Below are 22607 nucleotides of genomic sequence, written 5' to 3' on the forward strand. Positions count from 1 at the left end.
ACTAGAGTAGCATGGTATTTATAGGCTTCATGTAATACAATTTGAAACCTTAACTTTAAGTTAAGTCAAACACTTAGTGCATATAAGATAAGGCGGGAAGCGTGGGTACATTCGACCTAAAACGTATTGTTGAAAGTATATCTAATCTTAAAAGTGAAAACTTTTATAATGCTATATGCCTCTCTTTGTCAGAAGTGGTAGGGGCGTCACACGTTTTTTTAGCTTATGTTGATGAAGACACCATGCAGGCAACAACGCTAACGTTGGTGGCCAATGACGAAATCGTTGAAAACATTAGTTATGATATTCGCTGCACGCCTTGCAACGATGTAAGTTGCGGCGGTATCTCGAGCTATAGCTCAGGCGTACAGCAATTATTTCCAGACGATAAATTACTCGTTGATATGGGTATTGAAGCGTATGTCGGGGTGCCCTTGCAGAGTATGTCTGGTAAAACAGATACCATTCTCGTTGCACTTTTTCAGCATGCAATCAGTGATGCCATGCAAATTGAGTCTTTCTTTTCCTTATTTACAGGCCTTATTCAACGAGAGATTGAAAAAGATCGCTTTATTGCCAAGTTAGATTTTGCCAATCAATTGATAGAACAAAGTCACGAAGCTATTTTTATCTGCAATGAAAATGTCGAGATCATATACGCAAATACTGCATTTACGAATATGACTGGCTATTCGTTCGACGAGATTATAGGAAAAAATCCTAAAATATTGAGTTCGAATAAGCATGCATCGCATTTTTATCGTGCCATGTGGCATCACATTGATACCGAAGGTAAATGGTCTGGTGAGATCATGAATAAGAACAAGCAAGGGGACTTATACACCCAGTTTTTATCAATTACTAAAATGGTTAACAATGGTGAGGTGTGTTACGTCGCCTTCATTCTCGATATCACAGAGAAAAAAGAAGCTGAGCGGAAAATTTATTTTCATGCAAATCATGACCAACTGACGGGCCTCACAAATCGCTTTTATTTTAAAGAACGGATTTGTGATTTAATTTCGGCACCGTCGCATCAAAATGATGTTAATACGCACTTGGCAGTGATTTATTTTGATGTTGATCGATTTCAAGACATTAACACCGTATATGGCTTAACCTTCGGGGATAAACTGCTATGTGAAATAGCAAATCGGCTGGCATATACCTTTAAAGAGTGTGCATTTTCACGTATTGATGGAGACAGCTTTGCAATATTACAGACCTATCAGGATAGCCATGAGCTTGAACTTGTCTGTAAACAAATTAATGCCTTATTGATTGAGCCTTTTTCTATTGGCGGTATTCGTCAGCATGTAACAGTGACACTGGGTATCAGTCATTATGAATATAATAATGTACTGACATCGCAGGTTAAAATTGAAAAAATAGCCCGTCGTCTTATTAGGCAAGCTGAGCTGGCTAGCTTAAACGCAAAACAAACAGCGGATCCATATTTACACTTTTGTACTGAAATGGACGACAAGGTTAAAAAACACAATTTACTGGTAGAGCAACTGACACAGGCTGTTAAGAACAACGAGATAGAGGTTTATTTTCAACCAATTATTGATATTGAAAATAACACAGTTGCTAAATTTGAGAGTTTAGTCAGGTGGCAAAACCAAGGGCAGTGGGTGTCGCCTGTAGAGTTTATACCATTAGCTGAAGAGTCGCGTGTCATAATTCCACTCGGTGAATTGGTGTTAATAAAAACGTGTCAGCAAATTAAGGCACTTGAAGCACAAGGGTATGATAAACTGGTATTTAATGTTAACCGTTCATTATTTGAGTTTGCAGAGTACAACCCTGAACGCAATGTGTGGATTGACATCATAAAGAGTCAAGGTGTTAAGCCTTCGCAAATATCGTTTGAATTAACTGAAAGTGTACTTGCCCCCGAAAATACCAATCACCTCGACGTGCTTACTCAACTTAAAGCTGCAGGCTGTTTAATTTCGTTAGACGACTTTGGTACTGGTTACTCATCGTTAAGTTACCTGCGTCGTTTTCCGGTTGATGTGCTCAAGCTCGACAAGTCGTTTATTGATGAAATACATGTTGATTTAGCTGACGAAGCCTTAGTTAGGTCAATCATTCAAATGAGTCGTGTACTGGGTATTAAAGTGGTTGCTGAAGGGGTTGAAGAATACGCTCAACTTGAAGTGTTAACGGATGCTGGTTGTGACTATATTCAAGGTTATTACTTTTCAAAACCTTTGCCACCCAGTGAGATACTTCCTTTTTTAGAGCAATTTGCTAGAGACCGCTGAGTATTCGCGGTATGATTTTGGTATACACAAACGAGCAAACGTAACTATGCCAAAATTAACCGCTAAGCAAAATATTAAGGCGATTGTCAGTGCTATTAAAACAGAAGAACAAGCACTGAGAGCGAAATACCCTGTTCTTAATCAACAAAATAGTATTGCTTTGGTTATTTTGTTGTTGTCACTATTGTCATTAATTGGTGTCGCGTCACTTTATTATATGAGCCTCATTCCCGCGTGGTTGTGTATTATTTTAGCGGCTGTGATTACGTCTATTTCTCACGAACTTGAACATGACCTTATTCATAAGCAATATTTTAGTAAGCGTCCTTGGCTTCATAATTTTATGATGCTGGTTGTGTGGTTAATGCGACCAAATACGGTGAACCCGTGGTATCGACGTAAAATTCATTTGCACCATCATAAGGTCTCAGGAACCAATCAAGACTTAGAAGAACGTTTGGTCGGTAATGGCATAAAAAACCCGTTTGTTAGGGCTGTGGTGATTGTTGATGGTTTGTTGGGATTAGTAATCAACAGTAAGCGCTTTAATAAAGAAATTAAAGGCTTTAAGTTTTTGACCGTATTTAACGCGGGGTTTCCAATTGCGACCGCCTATTTCGTTATTTTATATGGGGTAATCGCGTACTACTTACTGCAGTTATTTATGCCGTTAGAATCTATGTTACCTAGTTGGGGGGGAGATGTGCTGGCGGTTGCTGAGTTTTTGATGGTGGTGTTAATAATACCAAATATTATTCGTTCATCATCGCTCAATTTTATTACTTCATCGATGCATTACTACGGTGGTGTAAACAATGTGATTGAGCAAACTCACGTGATTAATAGTCGCTGGTTTATACCTTTTCAATTATTTTGTTTTGACTTTGGTCGTACCCATACTATTCATCATTTTGTGCCAAATCAGCCGTTTTATATTCGCCAACTTATTAGTCAAAAAATACTGCCTATTATGGCGCAGCACGGGGTAAGATTTAATGACTTACGCAGTATCAAGCGTGCGAATCTATACGAAACTAAACAAGAGGGAGTTTAATATGCAAATCACGGGTCGTTGTCACTGTGGTGAGGTAACTTATCAAGCACAAGTTGATGAAAATAAAGTATTTAACTGTCATTGTACCGACTGTCAAATAATTTCAGGGGCACCATTTCGTACCGTTGTTATCTCAATGCCCGATGCTGTTATATTCACGGGTGCTACACCAAAAGAATATATAAAAATCGCTGAAAGCGGTAATCAAAGAGCACAGGGGTTTTGTGCTAATTGTGGTACTGCTTTGTACGCGACCTCAGTCGGTGAAGGCGAGCGCATTTATGGCTTACGTTTAGGGGCTGTTGAGCAAGCCGCTGAGCTTATCCCAAACACACATATTTGGTATCGTTCTCATAAACCATGGCTTGATAACTTAGCGGATATGAGCACATTTGAAATCACGGCAGCCAGTCAATAAGGGGCTGTACTATTTATTGTTGATAGTTACGTCATTGTTGATAGTCACGTCATTGATAGTCACGTTTCGGCCACTCAAGTAACCAAATAGCGCGCATAACAGGCTTGATACAATACATAGCCAGAGCGCGCCAGCCCAATTATTAAAAAAGCTATGTAATGTACCGGCCAAGATTGGCCCTGTTGCGGCCAGTAAATAGCCGATACATTGCGCCATACCTGATAAAGCAGCAGCTTGCTGCGCATTATGAGTACGTAAACTCACAAACGATAAACCTAAAATAAAACAAGCACCAGAGCAAAATCCTAAGGTGACAGACCAAAGCATAGCGAAGCTTGGGGCGTACAATAATCCAAATGAACATAGCGCACCTAATAAGGCCAAGCTAAAAGTGAGTATTCGCTGATCATTTAGTTTTGCTAATAAGGGAATAAGCACGATACCGGGTAATGCTGAGGCAACTTGAAACGCACCTTGCAAGGCTCCAGCGTGTTCAGCTGTATGACCAAACTCAATCAAAATACTCGGCAGCCAACCAAGCATAATGTAAGTAAAAAATGAGTTAAAACCGAGTAATAGTGTTATTTGCCACGCTAATGGTGAATGCCAAACTTTCGCCTGAGTGGTGTGCGATACCTGTGCTTTGCTAGGCATCGTATGCTCTTTTAACTGAGGAAGCCAAACAACAATGGCCAGTAACACCAGTAATGAATAACTGGCTAAAGCCACTTGCCAGCCTATTTCTTTGTATTCTGCAAGGGGAGTGATCAGTGCTGAATAACTCCCGCCAAATATGCCCATTGCAAGTACGTAGCTTGACGTCATTACCGCCACTTTATGCGAAAAATCACGCTTAATAAGACTTGGCAATAATACATTACCAATCGCAATACCAACGCCAATCACGGCGGTGCCAATAAATAAAACACTTGCAGAATCAATCAGGCGAGACAAAACACCCACGCCAATCAGGAGCAGAGCGATAAACAACGACAGTTCCAGACCATATTTTTTAGCCAAGCTTGCTGCCATGGGGGAGGCAATGGCAAAGGCTATCAGGGGTAAAGTGGTCAACATACCGGCTTGCGATGCTGTGAGCTTAAATTGCTCAATAATCTGTTCAAGTACTGGCGCAATGCCTGTGATGGGCGCGCGTAAGCTGGCTGCAATAAGAAAAATGCCAAGCACTAATAAAAGGGTGCGAATTGCGTTTTGAGAAGATGGCACGCTGTTTAGAAATCTAAGTAAGAGATAAAACTATCATACCTAAATACTAAACAGCGTGGGTGAACTATGAGATAGCTCACCAAATAATGCGGTCACTTAAAACTGATAACGTGCTGATAACATTGCGTTACGGGGTCTTCCTGGAAAATAGCGATCGCCGTTAAAGCTCGTGTAGTCTGCTCGTTCAGCATAGTGCTCATCGGTTAAGTTGTTCACGCGCAGAGTGATAGCAAACGTAGGGGTAAGCTGCCAAGCTGCTGTTAAATTAACCAGCGAGTGGCCTTCGTAACGATGAAGATTTTCAGGGTCGGTAAAATAGCCGCTGGTGCTGTAAAGCTCTAGCGCTACCCGTGTCATATCATTAGCCTGCCAAAGTAATTGTAAGTTAGCGATATTACGCGGGGCGGTATCGACCTCATTGCCATTGATATTAACCTCACCTAATAGTTGGTCATAGCTGTAGGTATGTTTAGCGTGCGTTGCAGCTAATTGCATTGAGATAGTGGGCGTAATGGCGTAGGCGAGTTCAAGCTCAATGCCGCGATGCTGGGTTTGCCCATCATTGACATAGAAAAAGTCACTGTCGCGGAAAATCGTATTTTCTTTATTCATAGCATAAGCACTTATCACGTAATGGAGTTGTGCTTGCTGACCTTTGAAGCCAAATTCCAGATTTTTTGCAATTTCTGATTTTAACTCAGCAACGCTTTGTTCACGCTGAAGCTGATAAAGCTCAGCCGCTTGCGGCGCTCGAAAGCCTTCAGACGCATTGGCATAAATAAAGTGATTATTGGTAAATTGGTAGCTTATGCCAAGTTTAGGTGAGAAATTAGCAAAGCTATTAATACCGCTTTCTGGGCGAGAATAGCGACAGCCACCCATTCCGCACGGGGTGCCATCTTCTTTCGTGCGCCCTGCGAGCATATGGTTCGTGTAATCATAACGCATGTGTTCGTATCGGCCCCCTACAGTGACTAATAGTTCATCATATTGCCAGTCTAGGTTTATAAATGGTGCCAGTAAGCGACTCGTAACCTGATAGTCATAATGTTTACCCTGAGGGACTGTTGCGACCAAAAAAGCAGAACCCTCTGTTGGCTTATCTTGGTATTGTAAAAAATCGGCATCGGTAAGCTCACCATCAAAGCCCACGGTAAGCGTACTTGCGTTTGCAAATTGGTGCTGCCACATTGATTGTATACCTACGCCTTGTTGCGCGTTTTCTTCCAAAGGCGTGCCGGGTAAAAAGTGTTTAAAAAAGGTCATGCTTTGGTCGCGCAGGTAAGGGGTTAGCGTGAAACTATTGTTGTCGTCTTTTGTCCAATTTAACTTGGACCACACACGCATTGATTGTGCTTTTCTAAAGGCATCGGGGTTTGGATTTGACTGTGCAATGTCTTCATCTTTGTAGCTTTCAAAGCCTTCAATATAGCCTGCGGTTTGTTGATCTAAATGCGTATAAGTAAGGCCGCTATTGAGCGTGAAATTGTCAGCATCATAACGATGACGCATGGTCACTTTTTCTTGGTCAACCCCTTCATCATCACGGTAGCCTGTGTCGCGAGTGATACTCACATTAATACCAAGGCCTTGTTTGCCAAAGTCGTGACCTTGCCCCAATTTATAGCGGCTATAGCCAAAAGAACCGTAGTCTAAACCAAGTGTGGTGTGATCATAGGTTGTATCGGGCGTAATAACGTTAATAACCCCATGGACTGCATTGGAACCATAAAGAGCTGAGCCTGGGCCTTTTAATACCTCAATGCGCTCAGCCATTTCTGTGTGCGCTTCAAATAATTCGTTGATATTACAAAAACCAGCGGCACGCAGGGGAATACCATCTTCTGCTGTGAGTATCCCACCGCAGGCCCCTGCGCCCGATAGCACTGGCGAGCGAAGAGCGGGTAAGTACTCTTGTCCATTACCATGTTGTAAGTTTGCACCTGCAACCTGTTTAAGGGCTTGTTGAATATGCGTGGGCGCAATGAGTGATAATTGTTGTTTAGAAATACTGCTTACAACCACAGGAAGTGGATCAGCAAGCACTTCAGTACGAGAGGCGGTGGTAGTGATATGCTCAAGTTCATTTGTTGCGGCAAATGTATGGCAGCTAATTGAAAGAGAGCCAATAAGCGCTGAGATTAATGACAACTTCATGAAAACCCTTTGATTAAACAACGACAACGAGAATCAAAGGGTAACTGCTTTTAACGGTGTGTAAAAGCTTTCGCGATTAATGAATTGCTTTTCGTCGCAGACACACAGCCCCCAAAAGTAAAGCGATAAGCCAAAATAGGCTACTGCCACTGTGCCCCTTTTTATGGCTGACATTGGCAATTTTCTCGTCTTTAACGCGAATTTTAAATTGACCTAATTCGGTATCTAGATTTCCTAGCATGTCGTCAACAGCAGCATTAAAACTTGCTAGCGATTGCTGTTTCGCGACCTCATCGATACCAATTGCTGTACTTCGTTTCTCTGCTTTATGGATGCCTGGCGCACGGAACAACATTTTTCGGCTTTTAATATCAAATACCGCGGTATCGACGAATGTTTGCACCGTGTTTTCATTACCCGGAATGACATAGAGACCAACAATGGTGAGGTATAAGAAGGCTGCATTATTTTCTAAACTTTGTGACACTTGGTCATAAGACACCAGCGCCATAATGTCCACATCGTATAAACGTGATACCTGCTCTAAAGTAGTAAACCCCTCGCCTCCCTTTAAGTAGGTACTAGGGATGACTTCGATACGGTCAATATAGTCATACTGCATAAATTGTTTTTTAACTTTGTTGAGTAGTGCTATTTCGTCACTATGATGGAGGCCGTTGTTGTATTTGTTAGGAATAAAGGCAATACCCACTGTGGCGGGTAAGTTTAGAGTGGGCACACTGATTTGTTCGGCTGCTCGTTGTTGTTGATCTGGATATAAATAGTCAACCAATGAGCTAGATTGAGTTTGCTGATTACCGTGTTGACTCAACATGGTACTGCAGCCAGTTAGCGTAAATATCACAATGATCAAACACCACTTTAATGAATTCATAAACGATCCTTTTTTATAACGTGTTCGAAAACAATGGGTGTAATTTTGGTTTTTTAATCACAGTCATTGTTCCTAATTGAAGCTTTCATTCAGACAGAGAAAGTCATGAAAAGTGCCAAAGAAGTTTAAAGAAATGTAAAGATTGTTTTTATAACGTATTGTTATTTATGAGCTTGTTATTTTTAATTGTAACCCTTCATCTATGATTCAGGCTTGCTTGATAGGCTTTTCAACAAGAGCAAATGCAGAGGGTCTCTATTATGAATAAAATAATTACTATCTCGTTAGCCGTGCTAGGTTTGAGTTTGGTGCCTATAGAAGCGAGTGCTAAACATGATCGTGACCATGACAGATACGAGTACAAACACGAACGTAAAAAGCACCATAAACATAAAAAGCATCATAAGCATCATCGCCATGACCGTGATTGTCATCACGATAGGTATGACCGCTATAGCTACCGTGATTTACCACCCGGTTTATACAAAAAAGTAGGTTATGGCGGTGGCTTACCGCCAGGTTGGTACAAACGCTATCATCATGGTGATATTCTCGACAGAGATATTTATCGCCACGGCCGAGTAATAAAGCGTCGCGATAGAAATGGCATTATTGCCATTGAAATTGATGATCGCTTAATACACTTAGTACATGACACACGAGAAATTTTATCCATCGTGTCGCGTCATCGTTAATCCTGTTTAAAGCCGCTTTGCGGCTTTTTTATACTCTTTCATTCCCAGTTCAGAAATAGTTGCTACGCTTAGTAGAATACATAAAAAGGAAAGTTCGTATGAAAATATTTTTAACAGTGGCTGTTTTAGGGCTTAGTATTGTTGCGACAGGCGCTTTAGCAAAGGATAAAGATAAGGACAAAGACAAAGGAAAAAGCTTACCGCCTGGTCTAGAGAAAAAACTTGAAAATGGTGGAGATCTTCCGCCTGGTTGGCAAAAGAAATACCGAAAAGGTGACATACTTGACCGCGATATTTATCGTCGAGGTAAGGTGATTAAATCGCGTAATAACGACGGATTAATTTCAATTCAGGTTGATGGCACCATTGTTCGTTTGGTAGAGGATACCCGCGAAATAGTCTCGATTCTGAGCCGATAAATTGTGCCAATGAGTTATATGAGCCATGCATTGAGTGTACTGTCTGTACTTTTGCTTATTGTCTCACTATTGCCATTTTCGTACTCCCAGCATTATTTAATTCGAAGTTGTGATTTTGTGCGGCTGCAAGCAGCGTATCTTGCAGGAGCATGTTTGCTGGGAGCAAGCGTGTTATTTTACCTCTCCAACAGCCATTATTTACTCGGTTGTATTGTTATAAGCTTTGTGGTTTTGCTACTGCAAGCGAACTGGATTTACCCCTACACATGGTTCGCTAAGAAAGAAGTTGTCTCAAGTAGTAAAGATGATGCTCACAGTATTCGCATAATGTCTGCGAATGTGCTGATGTCGAATACGCACTACGGCAAACTTATTAAACTGGTAAAAAACCACCAACCAGATTTACTCATCACGCTTGAATCTAATGAAACGTGGCAACAGCAGCTCAGTTGTCTAGAAGCAGATTACCCATATCGTATCTATTGCCCTAAAGATAATCGTTACGGTATGCATTTATACAGTAAGTTTGAAATTAAACACCAACAGGTATGTGAATTAATCGAAGCGGATATTCCTTCGATTCATATCGTATTTGTAGATGCCAATAACACAGAAGTCGAGGCGCACTTTATTCACCCAGCTCCTCCAAGTCCCACCGAAAAAGACACCTCGCGTCCTCGTGATACCGAGCTTATTATTCTGGCCAAAGCCCTTAAAAATAGAACGCGTCCTTGCATCGTTGCAGGCGATCTGAATGATGTTGCTTGGTCACGGAGCACGCGTTTGTTTATGCGAGTTTCTAAGTTGTTAGACCCGCGTAAAGGACGCGGCTTTTTTAATACATTTCATGCGGGTTACTTTTTTATGCGTTGGCCGCTTGATCATTTATTCCACAGTGATGAATTCAGTGTAAAACGAATTGAACGCCTTGCTAAGTATGGCTCTGATCATTTTGCACTATTAACCGAATTGACTTATGACCCCGCTGCTTCAAATCAAAAACAACATGAGGATATTGATAAAGATAAAGCGATTAAAGAGTTAAAAATGCCTATGGCATCTAAGCAGCAAGTTCCGACCTTTGATGAATGAGAAGGGCTCAATGAGCCCTTTCAGTGAGTATTATTGGTTGATCATAATGGTTTTAATATTTACAAATTCGCGTAAGCCAAAACCACCATGCTCTCGGCCATAGCCGCTGTCTTTCACTCCACCAAACGGCAAGTTTGGCTGAGCGAGTCCATAGCCATTTATATTTACCATTCCTGTATCAAAATGCAGCCTAGCCAGTTCAACAGCCTGTTTCTCGTTGCTAGAAAAAATACCTCCTCCTAATCCATAGCGCGAGTCATTGGCTATACGCATTGCGTCGTCATTATCTTTGGCGCGGATCAGAGAGGCCACGGGGCCAAATAGCTCATCATCGTAGGCTGGCATTCCTGGTTTTACATTTTCAAGTAAGGTCGCTGGGTAGTAAAAACCAGTGCCTGTTGGCATGCTGCCACCGACAATCGCCTTCGCTCCAGCATCAATAGAGTCACGTACTTGTTGGTGAAGCTGTGCGCGTAAATCTTCACGTGCCATTGGCCCAAGCCCTGTGTTTTCATCATTAGGGTCACCCAGTTTTACTTGCTCAAACTGTTCTTTAATACGTGCTTTAAAGTCATTATATACTGCGTCAACCACCACAAAGCGTTTCGCCGCGACACATGTTTGGCCATTATTGATAAGACGACCTTGGGTACATGCTTCAATGGCGGTATTAAGGTCGGCATCATCAAGGACAACGTAAGCATCATTACTGCCAAGCTCAAGCACGGTTTTCTTGACATGCTTACCGGCACGCTCTGCCACTTTTTTACCCGTGCTGTCACTGCCAGTAAATGTGACCCCGCGAATAGCGGTATGCTCAATTAATTCGCTGGCTGTTTTACCGTCGATTAATAAGTTTTTAAAGCAATGGGTTGGAAAACCAGCTTCGTTAAATAACTGCTCAATTTTTTCAGCCATTCCAAATACGTTACCGGCGTGTTTTAGCACGGTTGTGTTACCAGCCATAACATTAGCACAGGCATAACGAATAACCTGATAAAGAGGGAAGTTCCAAGGTTGAATACCTAAGATAACACCGATAGGTTGGTAGCTAATGATGGCGCGGCCACCTTGCATATCGCGTTTTTCTTCGCCGAGGACCTCAGGGCCTTGGTCGGCTGTGTAGCGACATATAGCAGCACAAAGTTCCGTTTCTTGTAGGCCTTGTTGATAAAGCTTGCCCATTTCGTCAGTCATTAACTGTGCTAATTCATGTTTATTATCGTCAATCAATTTTGCAAGTTGATTAAGGTATTTAGCTCGCTCTACTAAAGATGTCTCGCGCCATGATAAAAAGGTTTTATGGCATTTATCTATTTCAGCCTTAGCTTCTTGTAAAGACAAGAGAGTGTAGGTATTTAAAGTTTGCTCGTTTGTTGGATTGATTGTAGTTACTGTATCAGTCATCATTATCTCCTTACAAAATGTACATGACCTTGTGCAAAGCTAACACCAGCTTTTTAAATGTTTTTTAGGTTTTTGTTTTTATTGGCTTTTATTTGTTTTTATCTGGTTTCTGTGTGTGTGGAAATATGTAAAAACTGCAAGAGGCTGCAAAACTTACAAGGATAGGCTATGAGTAATACATTGTTTAATACAGAGCTTGCGATTATCCAAGCGCCCATGGCGGGGGTGCAAAATGCACAACTGGCGGTTGCGGTGTGTGAAGCGGGAGGTTTGGGGTCGTTACCTTGTGCCATGCTCTCGAAAGAGCAACTGATTAACGAGTTAGACTATTTAACGCACCATACTAATAAGCCATATAATTTAAACTTCTTTTGTCATCAAGTCAGCCCGTACAGCGAAGCTGAGCAACAGCAGTGGCATGAACTATTAAGTCCATATTTTGCTGAGTTTGAAATAGATGCATCGCAATTCAGTCGCAAAGCCTCACGACAGCCCGTTGATCAGCAGGTAATTGATACAATTGCGACTTATAAACCTCCCGTGGTTAGTTTTCATTTTGGCTTACCTAATCAAGAAATTATCGCGCAAATCAAAGCATGGGGTGGCAAGGTTTTGTCATCAGCAACGACTTTAGACGAAGCTCGTTGGTTAAAAGAGCGTGGTGTTGATGCAATCATTGCACAGGGCAAAGAAGCGGGTGGACACCGAGGATGCTTTCTATCGATGGATTTATCGTTACAGCCCAGCACAGAACAGCTCGTTCATGATTGTTTATGTTTGGATATACCGATAATTGCGGCTGGGGGCATTAGTACGCCAGAACAGGTAAAAATGTTTAAAGAGCTCAACGTGGCGGCAGTACAAGTTGGCAGTGCCTACTTGTTATGTGAAGAAGCAACGACAAGCGCATTACACCGTGAAGCATTAAAAACGACAGCGGCAAATAATACTGAGCTCACCACTCTTTTCTCGGGTCGTCCTGCGCGCGGGATACGAAACAGAATTATGCAAGAGCTTGGCGCAATGCCAACGCAAGCGCCTGCTTTTCCTTATGCCTCGATAGCCTTAACAGCACTGCGCTCGAGAGCAGAAGCACAAGGAAACAGTGGTTTTTCACCGCTGTGGTGTGGTGAGCGTTTCAAAGCCAGAGAAGGCATTAACGCCAAACAAATAACCGCGCTATTAATGCAAGGGTGGCAATCTTGACGGATACTCAGTTACTGCCCTTGGGTGATAGTTACCATCACCTTGCTAATGAGTTTCGTAATAAGCTTGCGGGCATGATTGCACTCAAGCGATACGCTAAAGAGCATGTGCTGCTACAGCAAGGTGAGCAACAACAAGCGGGGTATTTAATTGTATCTGGAGTACTTGGCGCATTACATGTATCAGAGCAGGGCGCTCAAAAGTGCAAAGAGTTTTACTTTCAGGATGAGTTTGCACTGCTTTATGGCAACTGGCTAACCGGAACTAATGCGTTTTACCAACTTAAAGTAATGCGGGACGCTGAACTTATCAAGGTGCCACTGACTTTATTTGATAACCCAGATTGGCAAGCAATGAAGCATAAATTAATCACTCAACAGCTATTATTTAAAGAGGCAAAAGAAGCCTTTTTATTACTGAATACGCCAGAGCAAAGGTATAAATATTTGCTGGATAACAAACCGCATTGGCTCGCACAATTGAGTTTAAATGAGGTCGCAATGTATTTAGGTATTTCAGCTATTTCATTATCGCGAATTAGAGGGCGTCTTAACTTAAGTTAATGTGCGCGATTTTAAGGAACATTACACTGCTGATTTTTCAGGAGTTGGTATGTTTATTTTATCGCAATGCTTGGTCGCTATTGCCACATTACTCGATTTAGCGTCATTTCAATTTAAGCAAAGGCAGTTTATTTTAGCCTGTTTGTTTAGTTCTGTGTTGCTCACTTCTGTGCACTTTTTTCTACTTGATAACTTAAGTGCCGCAAGCTTAATGCTCATAGCCGCAGTGCGCTACGTATATTGTATTTTTGCCCGTAAAACCAGGATGATGGTTGTTTTCATGTTGCTGAGTATGACTGCTGTAAGCCTGACTTGGTATAACTGGGTGAGTGTTATAGCCCTCGCCGCAACCTTAATTCAGACTTATGCTTCGTTCCAAAGTAAAGACTTATCATTACGGCTGATGATGGTATTAGGTACGCTATGTTGGATAACACATAACGCGCTCTTGTTTTCGCCAGTCGCAGTGGTGATGGAAACGGTATTTTTATTGAGTAATTTAGTCGGAATATGGCGCTATTATGCGCCGCCTAAAGCTGTATGAGTATCAGTAAGGTATTAGCACGACATTATAGGCATACCGTGCTTTTCCATCGAAAAAACCTCAAAGCGTGTTAGCAATCAGCTTGAGTAAGTAGGTTTCTCGTTGAATAGATAAACCTTGTTTTTCGCTCATAGCCAAGGTGGTCTCGTTATGAGCGATGGCGTCATAAATATTAATCCACTTTGGTTGCATGCCATTTTGTACTTCGTAGTGCTCCATTTTGGGCGCGGCTAGCTCACCGTTGATCTCGCAAAAGTAGCAGTAAGATTTAATATGCACACAATCAAAATCATCTTTATACCACGGCCTAATTTCTTCGTATAAGCCTAGTGGGTGCGTTATGTTTATCTGTTGTGCACCGGTTTCTTCTGAAAGCTCTCTGTACAGGCCTTGTTCAATACTTTCACCGTTATCGACCCCACCACCCGGTAGACTATAGTCATCATAGCGTGCGGTGTATAAAAGCAGTATGTGTTCACCTTTTAGCACGATTGCACGCGCGGTGTTGCGAATAAATACCGAACCATAATCATTACTTAGGCTTGGATGAATAACTTTTCTTAATAATTTCATTTAATTACAACGTAGCAACTTCGCTAAAGTACAGCTTAGCTTAATATTTGGTGAGTTATGATAACGTGTTATGAATATTTAATTCATTATAATTACCCCAAATTGAAACTTAATGCGATAATATAGTTGTAATTAATAATAACTTAGCTACCTAACGCTCGTTGTTTTATTTTCGGAAAAACTGTGCGTAGAATGGTAAAAAAAGGCTTAGGGAAAGAATATGTTAAATGTGCTTTTAGTTGATGATGACAGTGAGTTTAGTGATGTCGTGTGTCACATTGTAGAATTCCTCGGGCATAATATAAATACAGCTGCAAACCTTGCAGAAGCAGAGCAATGGTTCGAAAACAATACATTCGACCACGTCTTTTTAGATTTTATGTTACCAGATGGCAGTGGTCTGCACCTACTTGAACACCTTAAAAAAATTGGTCAATCCCCGCGAGTGACACTCATTTCTGGCCACCCTTCGGTGAAGGGGAAATTAGCAGAAATGTGTGAGGCGAATGTAGGGCACTTAGTTAAACCCCTTCAGCGCGAAGACATCGAAAGGGTTCTCAACCCTAAAAAAGCAAATACAAAGAAAAAGTCTGCACCGAGTATTAAACGTCATTTTGGCACGCTCATTGGTGAATCTGATGTTATGCATAAGCTTTACACCATGATTGAACGTGTCGCAGCAACCTCTGCCAATGTCATGCTCATGGGGGAAAGTGGTGCCGGTAAAGAAGTCGTCGCACAAGCGATTCACAATGCGACATCCTGCGATGGCCCACTTGTTGCCACAAACTGCGGTGCATTTTCTAAAGAGTTGATTGGCAGCGAATTATTTGGCCACGAAAAAGGCGCTTTCACAGGGGCTGTTGCACGCAAAGAAGGGGTGTTTGAGCAAGCTGCTGGTGGTACGTTATTTTTAGACGAAGTCACCGAAATGCCCATTGATATGCAACCAAATTTATTGCGTGTCCTCGAAAATAAACGAGTGACCCGTGTCGGGGGGACAAAAGAGCAAGCGGTGAACTGCCGTGTGATTTCAGCAACCAACAGGACGTTGGATGACCTTGCGCAGAACAACGTGATCCGTGAAGATATCTATTTTCGCTTAGCTGTTTTTCCGATTGATATTCCTGCGCTACGTGAGCGCAAAGAAGATATCCCGCTACTTGCGAACGCATTTTTAGAGCAACTAAACGAAGAAAATGGCACAGACTTTAAATGGCAAGCAAGTCAGCTAAAAGAACTTGAAAGTCATGATTGGCCCGGTAATGTGCGAGAGCTTCGCCATGCTATTCACCGTGCTTTTATAATGAGCGACCCTAAAGGCAGTGCTATTACTTTACCTGAATCGCTCGAATCACCATTTTCTCGCGTCAATAAAGAAACACAGACCAGCCAGGTTATGGCCGGACAAACCATAGAAGAAGTCGAAAAAGAGCTGATCCACGCAACCTTGGATAAAGTACAAGGTAATAAAACCATCGCAGCACAAATGCTGGGGATCAGTACTAAAACACTCTATAACCGTTTAAATGCTTATGGCGGCATCGGAGAATACAAATAAGAAAGGATAAAAAATGAATAATCACGAGTCTTTACGTCAGTTGGTACACGATGCTCGCGCACCACTTAACCGTATTTCAATGAATGCAGAGTTAGTTAAGCTCGTATTAGAAAACGATATGCCTAAAGAAAAAGCATTGGCCGCGCTTGATAAGATTATCGCCAATTGCCAGCAATGTAGTGAGCAACTTCAGCAAATTAGTGATACGCATACCAGCGATTAACGAATAAGCCATTGGGAAGAAAATGCATAAACAAAAGGGAAAAATCACATTAAATTGGGCAGGCTTTATAGCGATTGTGCTGTGTATTGTGATAGCCAATGCCATTTTGGCAGTAAACACGATTCGCTCACTGACAGAGACACAAAATAGTCTTGATAACACCAATTCGCTAAATACTGCCATTGAACGATTACATTTATCGGTGGTGCAAGCTGAGTCGGGTCAACGAGGTTACTTACTGACAGACCGTGAAGATTATTTGCTGCCATACAATGATGCGATTGCGTCTATGCAAGCGCAAATTATGCTGGTTAAAAGTTTACATTCAGAGATACCCGGTCAGGCTGAGCGTATTGCGCGGTTTATTTTTTTAGTGAATGACAAAATCGCAATAATGAGCCAAATTACGGATCTTGCTTTGGCCGATAAAAACGTGAAAGCTCGGCGTTTGCTTTTAACAGATAAAGGGCGCGAACTTTACAAAGACATTCGCGCTGCTGTTGATGAAATTCATATGCGCGAACTTAATTTTAAAGTCGAACAGTTTGCTAAATTATCGCAAATCAAAAACGACGCAAAACTGACTTTTGTGATCACTGCGGTGACCAGTACGCTATTGATCATTGGCATGTTTATTTTGACGCGGATCAACTCACTTAATGCAGCAAAATACCGTGCAGATTTAGAAGTGCAAAATGAAACATTGGCCGCTAAAGTGTCAGAACGTACCCAAGAGTTAACCATTTATTCAGACGAATTAAGTCGCTCGAACCGAGAGCTAGAAGAGTTTGCGTTTGTCGCCAGCCATGATTTACAAGAGCCTCTGAGGAAAATTCAGGCGTTTAGTGATCGGCTCGAAAGTATGTTCAAAGACGATTTGGGTGAAAAAGGCCTCGATTATATTAATCGTATGAAAAATGCGGCGCAGCGCATGTCTAATTTGATTAATGACTTATTAGAGTTTTCTCGAGTTACAACCCGTGGCAAAGACTTTATTGATACAGACCTTAACGAGGTCGTTCATGAAGTGTTAGATGACCTTGAGATTGCCATTAAAGAGTCAGAGGCAACGGTAAACTTAGATACGTTACCGCATATTCAAGCTGATCCGAGTCAGATGCTGCAACTGTTTTTAAATATTCTTTCTAATGCCGTTAAATTTAGACGTGAAAATGTGCCACCTATCATTACCATTTCCTATCAACGGACTGAAGAGTTTAGCCCTGCACACAACAGCGATGTTGCGTGGGAAATTATTACTATTTCAGATAACGGTATTGGCTTCTCTGAAGAGTACCTAGAAAAAATATTTGTTCCATTTCAGCGCCTTCATGGTCGTTCGCAATACAAAGGCACTGGAATTGGCTTGTCTGTATGCCGACGAATCGTAGAACGCCACGGTGGTGAAATTACAGCAACCAGTCAAGTGGGTGAGGGTGCAAGCTTCACTATTAAACTACCTGTGGAAACATCACTTTTCACATTGCAAGGAGAGGCTTAGATGCCACTTAATAAAGTAAAACCCATAACTATTTTAATGGCAGATGACGATGAAGACGATCGTTTATTAACCCAAGACGCTTTAGCTGAAAGTCGCGTACTCAATGAGCTGTTTTTTGTTGAAGATGGTGTTGAGCTACTTGAATACCTTGAACGAAAAGGCAAGTTCAGTGAGAAAGAAAACTCGCCGCGTCCAGGGCTCATATTGCTTGATTTAAATATGCCTCGCATGGATGGACGTGAAGCGTTACAAGCGATTAAGTCTAACCCTAATTTAAAAGGGATTCCGGTTGTTATTCTTACTACATCAAAGCAAGAGGAAGATATGATCAAAGGCTACGACTTAGGTGCAGCCTCTTATATCACCAAACCGGTTACTTTTGATGGATTAGTCGAGCTCATGAAAACCTTAGGAAAATACTGGGTCGAGTTTGTTGAACTACCGCCATCAAATAATGATTAAAGGATAAGCAATGTTAGATAAGGTAACCCGATTACTGTTAGTAGAAGACGATGAAGATGATTATATTCTGACCTGTGATTACTTAGAGCAACTGGGTTCCCATACATTTGATGTTGAATGGTTAAGCTGCCCTGAGCAGGCGATTGGTGTACTGAGTGAGAACAAACATGATATTTGTTTGTTAGATTATCGCTTAGGGGCATCGGACGGATTAGAAGTGCTAAAACGGGCTGTTGCGAATGGTTTTCGCGGCCCGATAATTATGCTTACGGGGCAGTCTGACGAAATGCTTGATTCCGCAGCGCTCGATGCGGGAGCTGTTGACTACTTAGTCAAAAGCGAAATGAGCTCAGGGCGTTTTGCGCGCGCGATACGTTACGCACTAGCGCGACGAGAAGTCGAAGATGAGCGTGTTGAGCGTTTAAAAGCCGAAGCTGAAAACCGCTCGAAAGACCGTTTTTTAGCGCACTTAAGTCATGAGTTACGCACCCCTTTGTCGTCAATTCTTGGCTACACTGAGCTATTAATGCAAAGTGAAAAAAACCAGCATGCGCAGAATGAGCTCGGGGTGATTTACAGAAACGGTAAGCATCTTTTGAGTTTGTTAAACGATGTACTTGATTTGTCTAAAATTGCTGCAGATAAACTTGAGTTGAACTGCAGTGATGTAAACCTTGATAGCTTGATGGCTGATGTGTACACGCTGATGCGGGTATCTGCGATTGATAAGGGGTTATCATTGCGATTTGAATCGCAGCAAGCCCTGCCTTTGATCATTAATTCAGACGCCACGCGCTTACGACAGATTTTAATTAATATTATTAATAACGCGATTAAGTTTACGAACCACGGTGAAATTGTCGTGCGCGCATGGACTGCGTGGGTTAATGAGCGCGAAATGCTGTTTTTTAGTATTAAAGATACAGGGCTGGGTATTGCACCAGAAAAGCAAGCTATTATCTTTAAACCGTTTGAACAAATTGCCGATGTTGAATCACGCGATGTGGGCGGAGCAGGCCTAGGCCTTGCTATTTGTTCTGAGCTGTTAACGCGTATGCAGGGGTCAATCAGTTTGGAGTCAACTCAGGGAGTCGGGTCTGAGTTCACCTTGTCGATTTACCCTGGCAATATTCGCGATGTTGAACGCCAACGACTTCGCTTTGATTCGAATCCAGATTACCAACAAAAGTTAACGACCTTGACCACCCATGGCCGTGTGTTAGTTGTAGATGATTTAAAAGATTTGCGTATTTTAGTGGGCCATATGATCGCCAGCACAGGGGCTGATGTTGAATACGCTGAAAACGGCAAACAAGCGATTGAAAAAGTGGCCGCTGCTGAAAAAAATGGTAAGACGTTTGATATTGTTTTTATCGATTTACACATGCCTGTTATGGGCGGCAAAGAAGCAACTATAGAGCTCAGGAAAATGGGTTACCAAGGTCCTATTATTGCGTTAACGGCCGCCACAATGAAAGGCGTTAAAAGCGAACTTACCGCGCTTGGCTTTAATGACATGATAGCGAAACCCCTTGATTCAGGTCTACTTTACCATGTGCTTAACCATTATATTTGCCAAGGAAAAACCGACCCCGTCGTGGCACGTGATGATTGCCCTGCCATAACACAACAAAGTACACGCTACTTGCTGGTGGAAGATGATAGTGATGCCGCGCAAATTACGCAGCTATTGTTAGAAAGCTTGGGTGTCGAAACGGTGATTGCAGCCAGTTATAAGGCGTGCCTACAAACCTTACACACGGACCAACACTTCGATAAAGTGTTACTTGATATGCACCTGCCTGATGGTGAAGGACTTGATTTAGCACGCGAAGTTAAACAGCTTTACCCCAACTTAACGTTAGTTATTGTCAGTGGGGCTGAGCCAGAACCAGAAAAAATTGAACAGTTAGATATTGATCAAGTGCTGTTAAAGCCGATTAACTTAGGCTTGTTAACCCAGCTTATTGAGGGTTAGTGGTTATCGACTGCCTTACAACCAGCTCAGGTTCAAATACGGTTTGCAAAGGAGCCGTTTGCTTTTGATAAACGTGGCTCAACACCCAATCTGCCGCCATTTTGCCCATTTCGTTAATAGGGTAGTTTATGGTACTGAGAGGGGGGTAAACATGGCGTGTAAAAAACACATTATCGTAACCCATTATAGAAAGTTGATCAGGGAGTGTGAGTCCGAGCTCTCTGGCGCTCGCCATAGCACCGGTTGCCATCTCGTCGTTGGCACAAATAACCGCACTAAACGGCTTAGCGTGTTGATAAAGCGTTTTTAGGCCTGTAAACCCGCTGGCTTCCATAAAGTCACCTTGATAAAGTAATTGTTCATCAAAGGGTAACCCATACTCTGCGAGTGCTTTTTTATGGCCTTCAAGACGGTCTTGCGCGTCTTTTTTCCAAAGTGGACCACTAATATATGCAATCTGTTTATGGCCTTGTTCAAGCACATGTTTCGTTGCAAGGTAGCCACCTTTAATGTTGTTTAAAATAATGCACCGATCGCTTAATTCACTAATAAAGCGATTGATTAGCACAAAGGGTACTTGGCTTTTACTGAGTTTTATAAGGTAGTCATCACTTACGGCTTCAACATGTAAAATAAGCCCGTCACAATTACGACTAATAAGGAATTCAATGCCTTGTTTTTCACGCTCTTCATTACTGTGGCCTGCGGCGATAATTAAGTGCTTTTTTTGATTGCGAAATGTATTTTCTATACCGCTCATCATCGGTCCATAAAAGGGACCATGTAATTCAGATACCAAAAGGCCAACACTGTTTGAGCAATTCGACGCTAATGATTGAGCGATTGAGTTAGGTCTATAACCAAGTTCATCCATCGCTGCGGTGACTTTTTTGCGAGTGGCATCACTAACATTAGCGTTGTTATTCATTACTCTTGAAACAGTCGCAAGTGATACACCCGCTAGTTTCGACACCTCGTAAATGGTGGCCATGTTATTCCTTTTTAAAATCCAAATTATGGATGATTTTTCAGTGACAAGTCAGCACTGATCTGCTCAACTGTTTTATTATCGAGAATATACCTTTTCATGATTAAGGCGACAAGCACGCTGCCAATTGCAGGGTATAGCGTAAATGAAATCAAAATTCCCGACAGTGTTTGATTACTCAGCGTTGTGTTTGCTTCGTAACCGTAAAATGCGAGTAACCAGCCAGCAATAGCCCCACCCAAAGCAAGGCCAAGCTTAATGAAAAACACCACACTGGCATACACTAGGCCGGTTAATCGCTCACCGGTTTTCCATTGACCATAGTCAATCGTGTCGGCCATTTTGGCCCACAGTAACGGGGTGGCCATTTGGGTGAAAAAGCACCATAAAAAGTAAATAATAAAGGCAAGTGCTAACTGTTCGCTCGGTAACCAAAATGCCACGCAACTAATGATGGCCGAGATGTATTGTAAGCGAATATAGGCCGTTTTTTTATCGACACGTTTACTGAGTGGTTGCGCACAGGCACAGCCTAAAATATTACCTATCATGCCTATTGTAATAAAGTAAGTGACCAGTTCAGCTTCGCCAAGAACATACTTGACGTAATAAATTGCCAAGGTGGTGCGAAGTACCATACTGGTTAAAAGCATAACGGCGGCAAAACAAAGTACCTTAAACGGGCCGTTTTGCAATAAGGTGCTCATGCGGCTTTTCCAGCTCAGAGAGCTGTTATGCTCGGCTATAACACGCTCTTTGGTAAAGCGAAAACAGATTAAAAATAACACCACACCCAAGCCACTCATCAGTGCCATAGTAAGCTGATAACCTAGGGCGTTATCACCTTTACCTAACCAATTTACCAGCGGTAAAGTACAGGCACTGACAATCAATCCTCCTAACATACCGAATACAAAGCGATAAGACTGTATAGATACGCGTTGCTTAGGGTCTGGGCTTAATACGCCCCCTAAAGCAGAGTAAGGGATATTGATAGCGGTATACACAAGCATAAGGAGTGTGTAGGTGATAAAGGCATAAATGACCTTGCCCGACTCGGGTAAATCGGGGGTTGTGAAGGTGATCATACTAATCACCCCAAATGGCACAGCCAGCCACAGCAAATAAGGCCGGTAACTGCCATATTTAGTGCGTGTCGAGTCGGTTAATGCGCCCATAAGTGGATCGGTAATCGCATCAACGACTCTTACCACTAAGAACAAGGTGCCGACAACTGCTGGCGAGATACCAAAAATATCGGTATAGAAAAAAGTTAAAAATAACATCACCGTTTGAAAGATAATGTTACTCGCTGTATCTCCTAAGCCATAAGCTATCTTTTCTTTTGTTGTCAGCATGTGTGTTCTCGTT

General features: G+C 42.1%; 21 protein-coding genes. 14 read left to right on the forward strand and 7 right to left on the reverse strand.

Translation table 11 applies throughout. The features are described 5' to 3' along the window. Positions 1–101: 101 nt before the first annotated feature. The 3 genes from BWD47_RS11955 to BWD47_RS11965 are packed head-to-tail and all read left to right on the forward strand — an operon-like array spanning position 102 to position 3745. Positions 102–2273, forward strand: coding sequence for a bifunctional diguanylate cyclase/phosphodiesterase (locus tag BWD47_RS11955; protein ID WP_075594038.1), 2172 nt, complete (start codon positions 102–104; stop codon positions 2271–2273). Between the two features lie 46 nt (positions 2274–2319). Then, entirely contained in the window at positions 2320–3327 is a 1008-nt protein-coding gene (locus tag BWD47_RS11960; protein WP_075594039.1) for a fatty acid desaturase, read from the forward strand. A 1-nt stretch (position 3328) separates the two neighbouring features. Next, on the forward strand, positions 3329–3745 hold the full coding sequence (locus BWD47_RS11965) for a GFA family protein (protein WP_075594040.1): 417 nt from the start codon (positions 3329–3331) through the stop codon (positions 3743–3745). A gap of 9 nt (positions 3746–3754) precedes the next feature. On the opposite strand, the gene BWD47_RS11970 is transcribed toward BWD47_RS11965, so the two are convergent. The 3 genes from BWD47_RS11970 to rhlP all read right to left on the reverse strand — a co-directional run bounded on the left by BWD47_RS11970 (position 3755) and on the right by rhlP (position 8024). Then, entirely contained in the window at positions 3755–4972 is a 1218-nt protein-coding gene (locus BWD47_RS11970; protein ID WP_075594041.1) for an MFS transporter, read from the reverse strand. Positions 4973–5068: 96 nt separating this feature from the next. Then, a complete protein-coding gene (locus BWD47_RS11975; protein ID WP_075594042.1) occupies positions 5069–7129 on the reverse strand; it encodes a TonB-dependent receptor in 2061 nt (686 codons plus the stop codon). Between the two features lie 76 nt (positions 7130–7205). Then, positions 7206–8024: a rhombotarget lipoprotein gene (gene rhlP, locus BWD47_RS11980; protein ID WP_075594043.1), complete on the reverse strand. Its 819-nt coding sequence runs from the start codon at positions 8022–8024 to the stop codon at positions 7206–7208. Between the two features lie 260 nt (positions 8025–8284). Between rhlP and BWD47_RS11985 the strand changes: the two genes are divergently transcribed. The 3 genes from BWD47_RS11985 (at position 8285) to BWD47_RS11995 (ending at position 10230) form a co-directional block, all read left to right on the forward strand. Then, a complete protein-coding gene (locus BWD47_RS11985; RefSeq protein WP_036966195.1) occupies positions 8285–8719 on the forward strand; it encodes a hypothetical protein in 435 nt (144 codons plus the stop codon). Between the two features lie 98 nt (positions 8720–8817). Beyond that, positions 8818–9138 carry a hypothetical protein gene (locus tag BWD47_RS11990; protein ID WP_065979708.1) on the forward strand — a complete coding sequence of 107 codons (321 nt, stop codon included), beginning with the start codon at positions 8818–8820 and terminating at the stop codon, positions 9136–9138. A gap of 18 nt (positions 9139–9156) precedes the next feature. Beyond that, positions 9157–10230, forward strand: coding sequence for an endonuclease/exonuclease/phosphatase family protein (locus BWD47_RS11995; protein ID WP_075594044.1), 1074 nt, complete (start codon positions 9157–9159; stop codon positions 10228–10230). 30 nt (positions 10231–10260) lie between these two features. Here BWD47_RS11995 and BWD47_RS12000 read toward each other — a convergent pair whose 3' ends face one another. Further along, complete coding sequence (locus BWD47_RS12000; protein ID WP_036966205.1) at positions 10261–11637, reverse strand: NAD-dependent succinate-semialdehyde dehydrogenase; 1377 nt, start codon at positions 11635–11637, stop codon at positions 10261–10263. Positions 11638–11805: 168 nt separating this feature from the next. Here BWD47_RS12000 and BWD47_RS12005 point away from each other — a divergent pair, with 168 nt between their 5' ends. From BWD47_RS12005 to BWD47_RS12015, 3 genes are read left to right on the forward strand one after another with little or no spacing between them, the layout of a single operon-like run. Beyond that, a complete protein-coding gene (locus BWD47_RS12005; RefSeq protein WP_075594045.1) occupies positions 11806–12843 on the forward strand; it encodes a nitronate monooxygenase family protein in 1038 nt (345 codons plus the stop codon). Continuing rightward, positions 12831–13406 (forward strand): Crp/Fnr family transcriptional regulator, encoded by a 576-nt coding sequence (locus BWD47_RS12010; protein ID WP_256719365.1) that lies wholly within the window; start codon positions 12831–12833, stop codon positions 13404–13406. Before BWD47_RS12005 ends, BWD47_RS12010 begins: the two co-directional genes overlap by 13 nt. Before the next feature lie 49 nt (positions 13407–13455). Further along, complete coding sequence (locus tag BWD47_RS12015; protein ID WP_075594047.1) at positions 13456–13950, forward strand: YgjV family protein; 495 nt, start codon at positions 13456–13458, stop codon at positions 13948–13950. A 60-nt stretch (positions 13951–14010) separates the two neighbouring features. On the opposite strand, the gene BWD47_RS12020 is transcribed toward BWD47_RS12015, so the two are convergent. After that, the gene (locus tag BWD47_RS12020; RefSeq protein WP_036966217.1) at positions 14011–14523 is read right to left on the reverse strand and encodes an NUDIX hydrolase; all 513 of its coding nucleotides are present in this window, start codon (positions 14521–14523) and stop codon (positions 14011–14013) included. A 220-nt stretch (positions 14524–14743) separates the two neighbouring features. On the opposite strand from BWD47_RS12020, the gene BWD47_RS12025 reads away from it, so the two are divergent. Genes BWD47_RS12025 through BWD47_RS12045 form a run of 5 tightly spaced genes read left to right on the forward strand, consistent with a single transcriptional unit; the run spans position 14744 to position 20248 of the window. Next, a complete protein-coding gene (locus tag BWD47_RS12025) occupies positions 14744–16084 on the forward strand; it encodes a sigma-54 dependent transcriptional regulator (RefSeq protein ID WP_065979713.1) in 1341 nt (446 codons plus the stop codon). A gap of 13 nt (positions 16085–16097) precedes the next feature. Next, entirely contained in the window at positions 16098–16307 is a 210-nt protein-coding gene (locus tag BWD47_RS12030; RefSeq protein WP_036966223.1) for a histidine kinase, read from the forward strand. A 22-nt stretch (positions 16308–16329) separates the two neighbouring features. Next, on the forward strand, positions 16330–17808 hold the full coding sequence (locus BWD47_RS12035) for an ATP-binding protein (protein ID WP_036966226.1): 1479 nt from the start codon (positions 16330–16332) through the stop codon (positions 17806–17808). Beyond that, the gene (locus BWD47_RS12040) at positions 17809–18270 is read left to right on the forward strand and encodes a response regulator (RefSeq protein WP_036966232.1); all 462 of its coding nucleotides are present in this window, start codon (positions 17809–17811) and stop codon (positions 18268–18270) included. 10 nt (positions 18271–18280) lie between these two features. Further along, positions 18281–20248: a response regulator gene (locus BWD47_RS12045; RefSeq protein ID WP_065979714.1), complete on the forward strand. Its 1968-nt coding sequence runs from the start codon at positions 18281–18283 to the stop codon at positions 20246–20248. On the opposite strand, the gene BWD47_RS12050 is transcribed toward BWD47_RS12045, so the two are convergent. Both BWD47_RS12050 and BWD47_RS12055 read right to left on the reverse strand, forming a co-directional pair. Continuing rightward, positions 20235–21239: a LacI family DNA-binding transcriptional regulator gene (locus BWD47_RS12050; protein ID WP_036966238.1), complete on the reverse strand. Its 1005-nt coding sequence runs from the start codon at positions 21237–21239 to the stop codon at positions 20235–20237. The genes BWD47_RS12045 and BWD47_RS12050 overlap by 14 nt on opposite strands. Positions 21240–21262: 23 nt before the next feature. Beyond that, positions 21263–22594: a glycoside-pentoside-hexuronide (GPH):cation symporter gene (locus tag BWD47_RS12055; RefSeq protein ID WP_036966243.1), complete on the reverse strand. Its 1332-nt coding sequence runs from the start codon at positions 22592–22594 to the stop codon at positions 21263–21265. Positions 22595–22607 lie beyond the last annotated feature (13 nt).

It is taken from the genome of Pseudoalteromonas sp. PAB 2.2 (assembly GCF_001938575.1).
In the GTDB taxonomy this organism is placed as follows: Bacteria; Pseudomonadota; Gammaproteobacteria; order Enterobacterales; family Alteromonadaceae; genus Pseudoalteromonas; species Pseudoalteromonas lipolytica.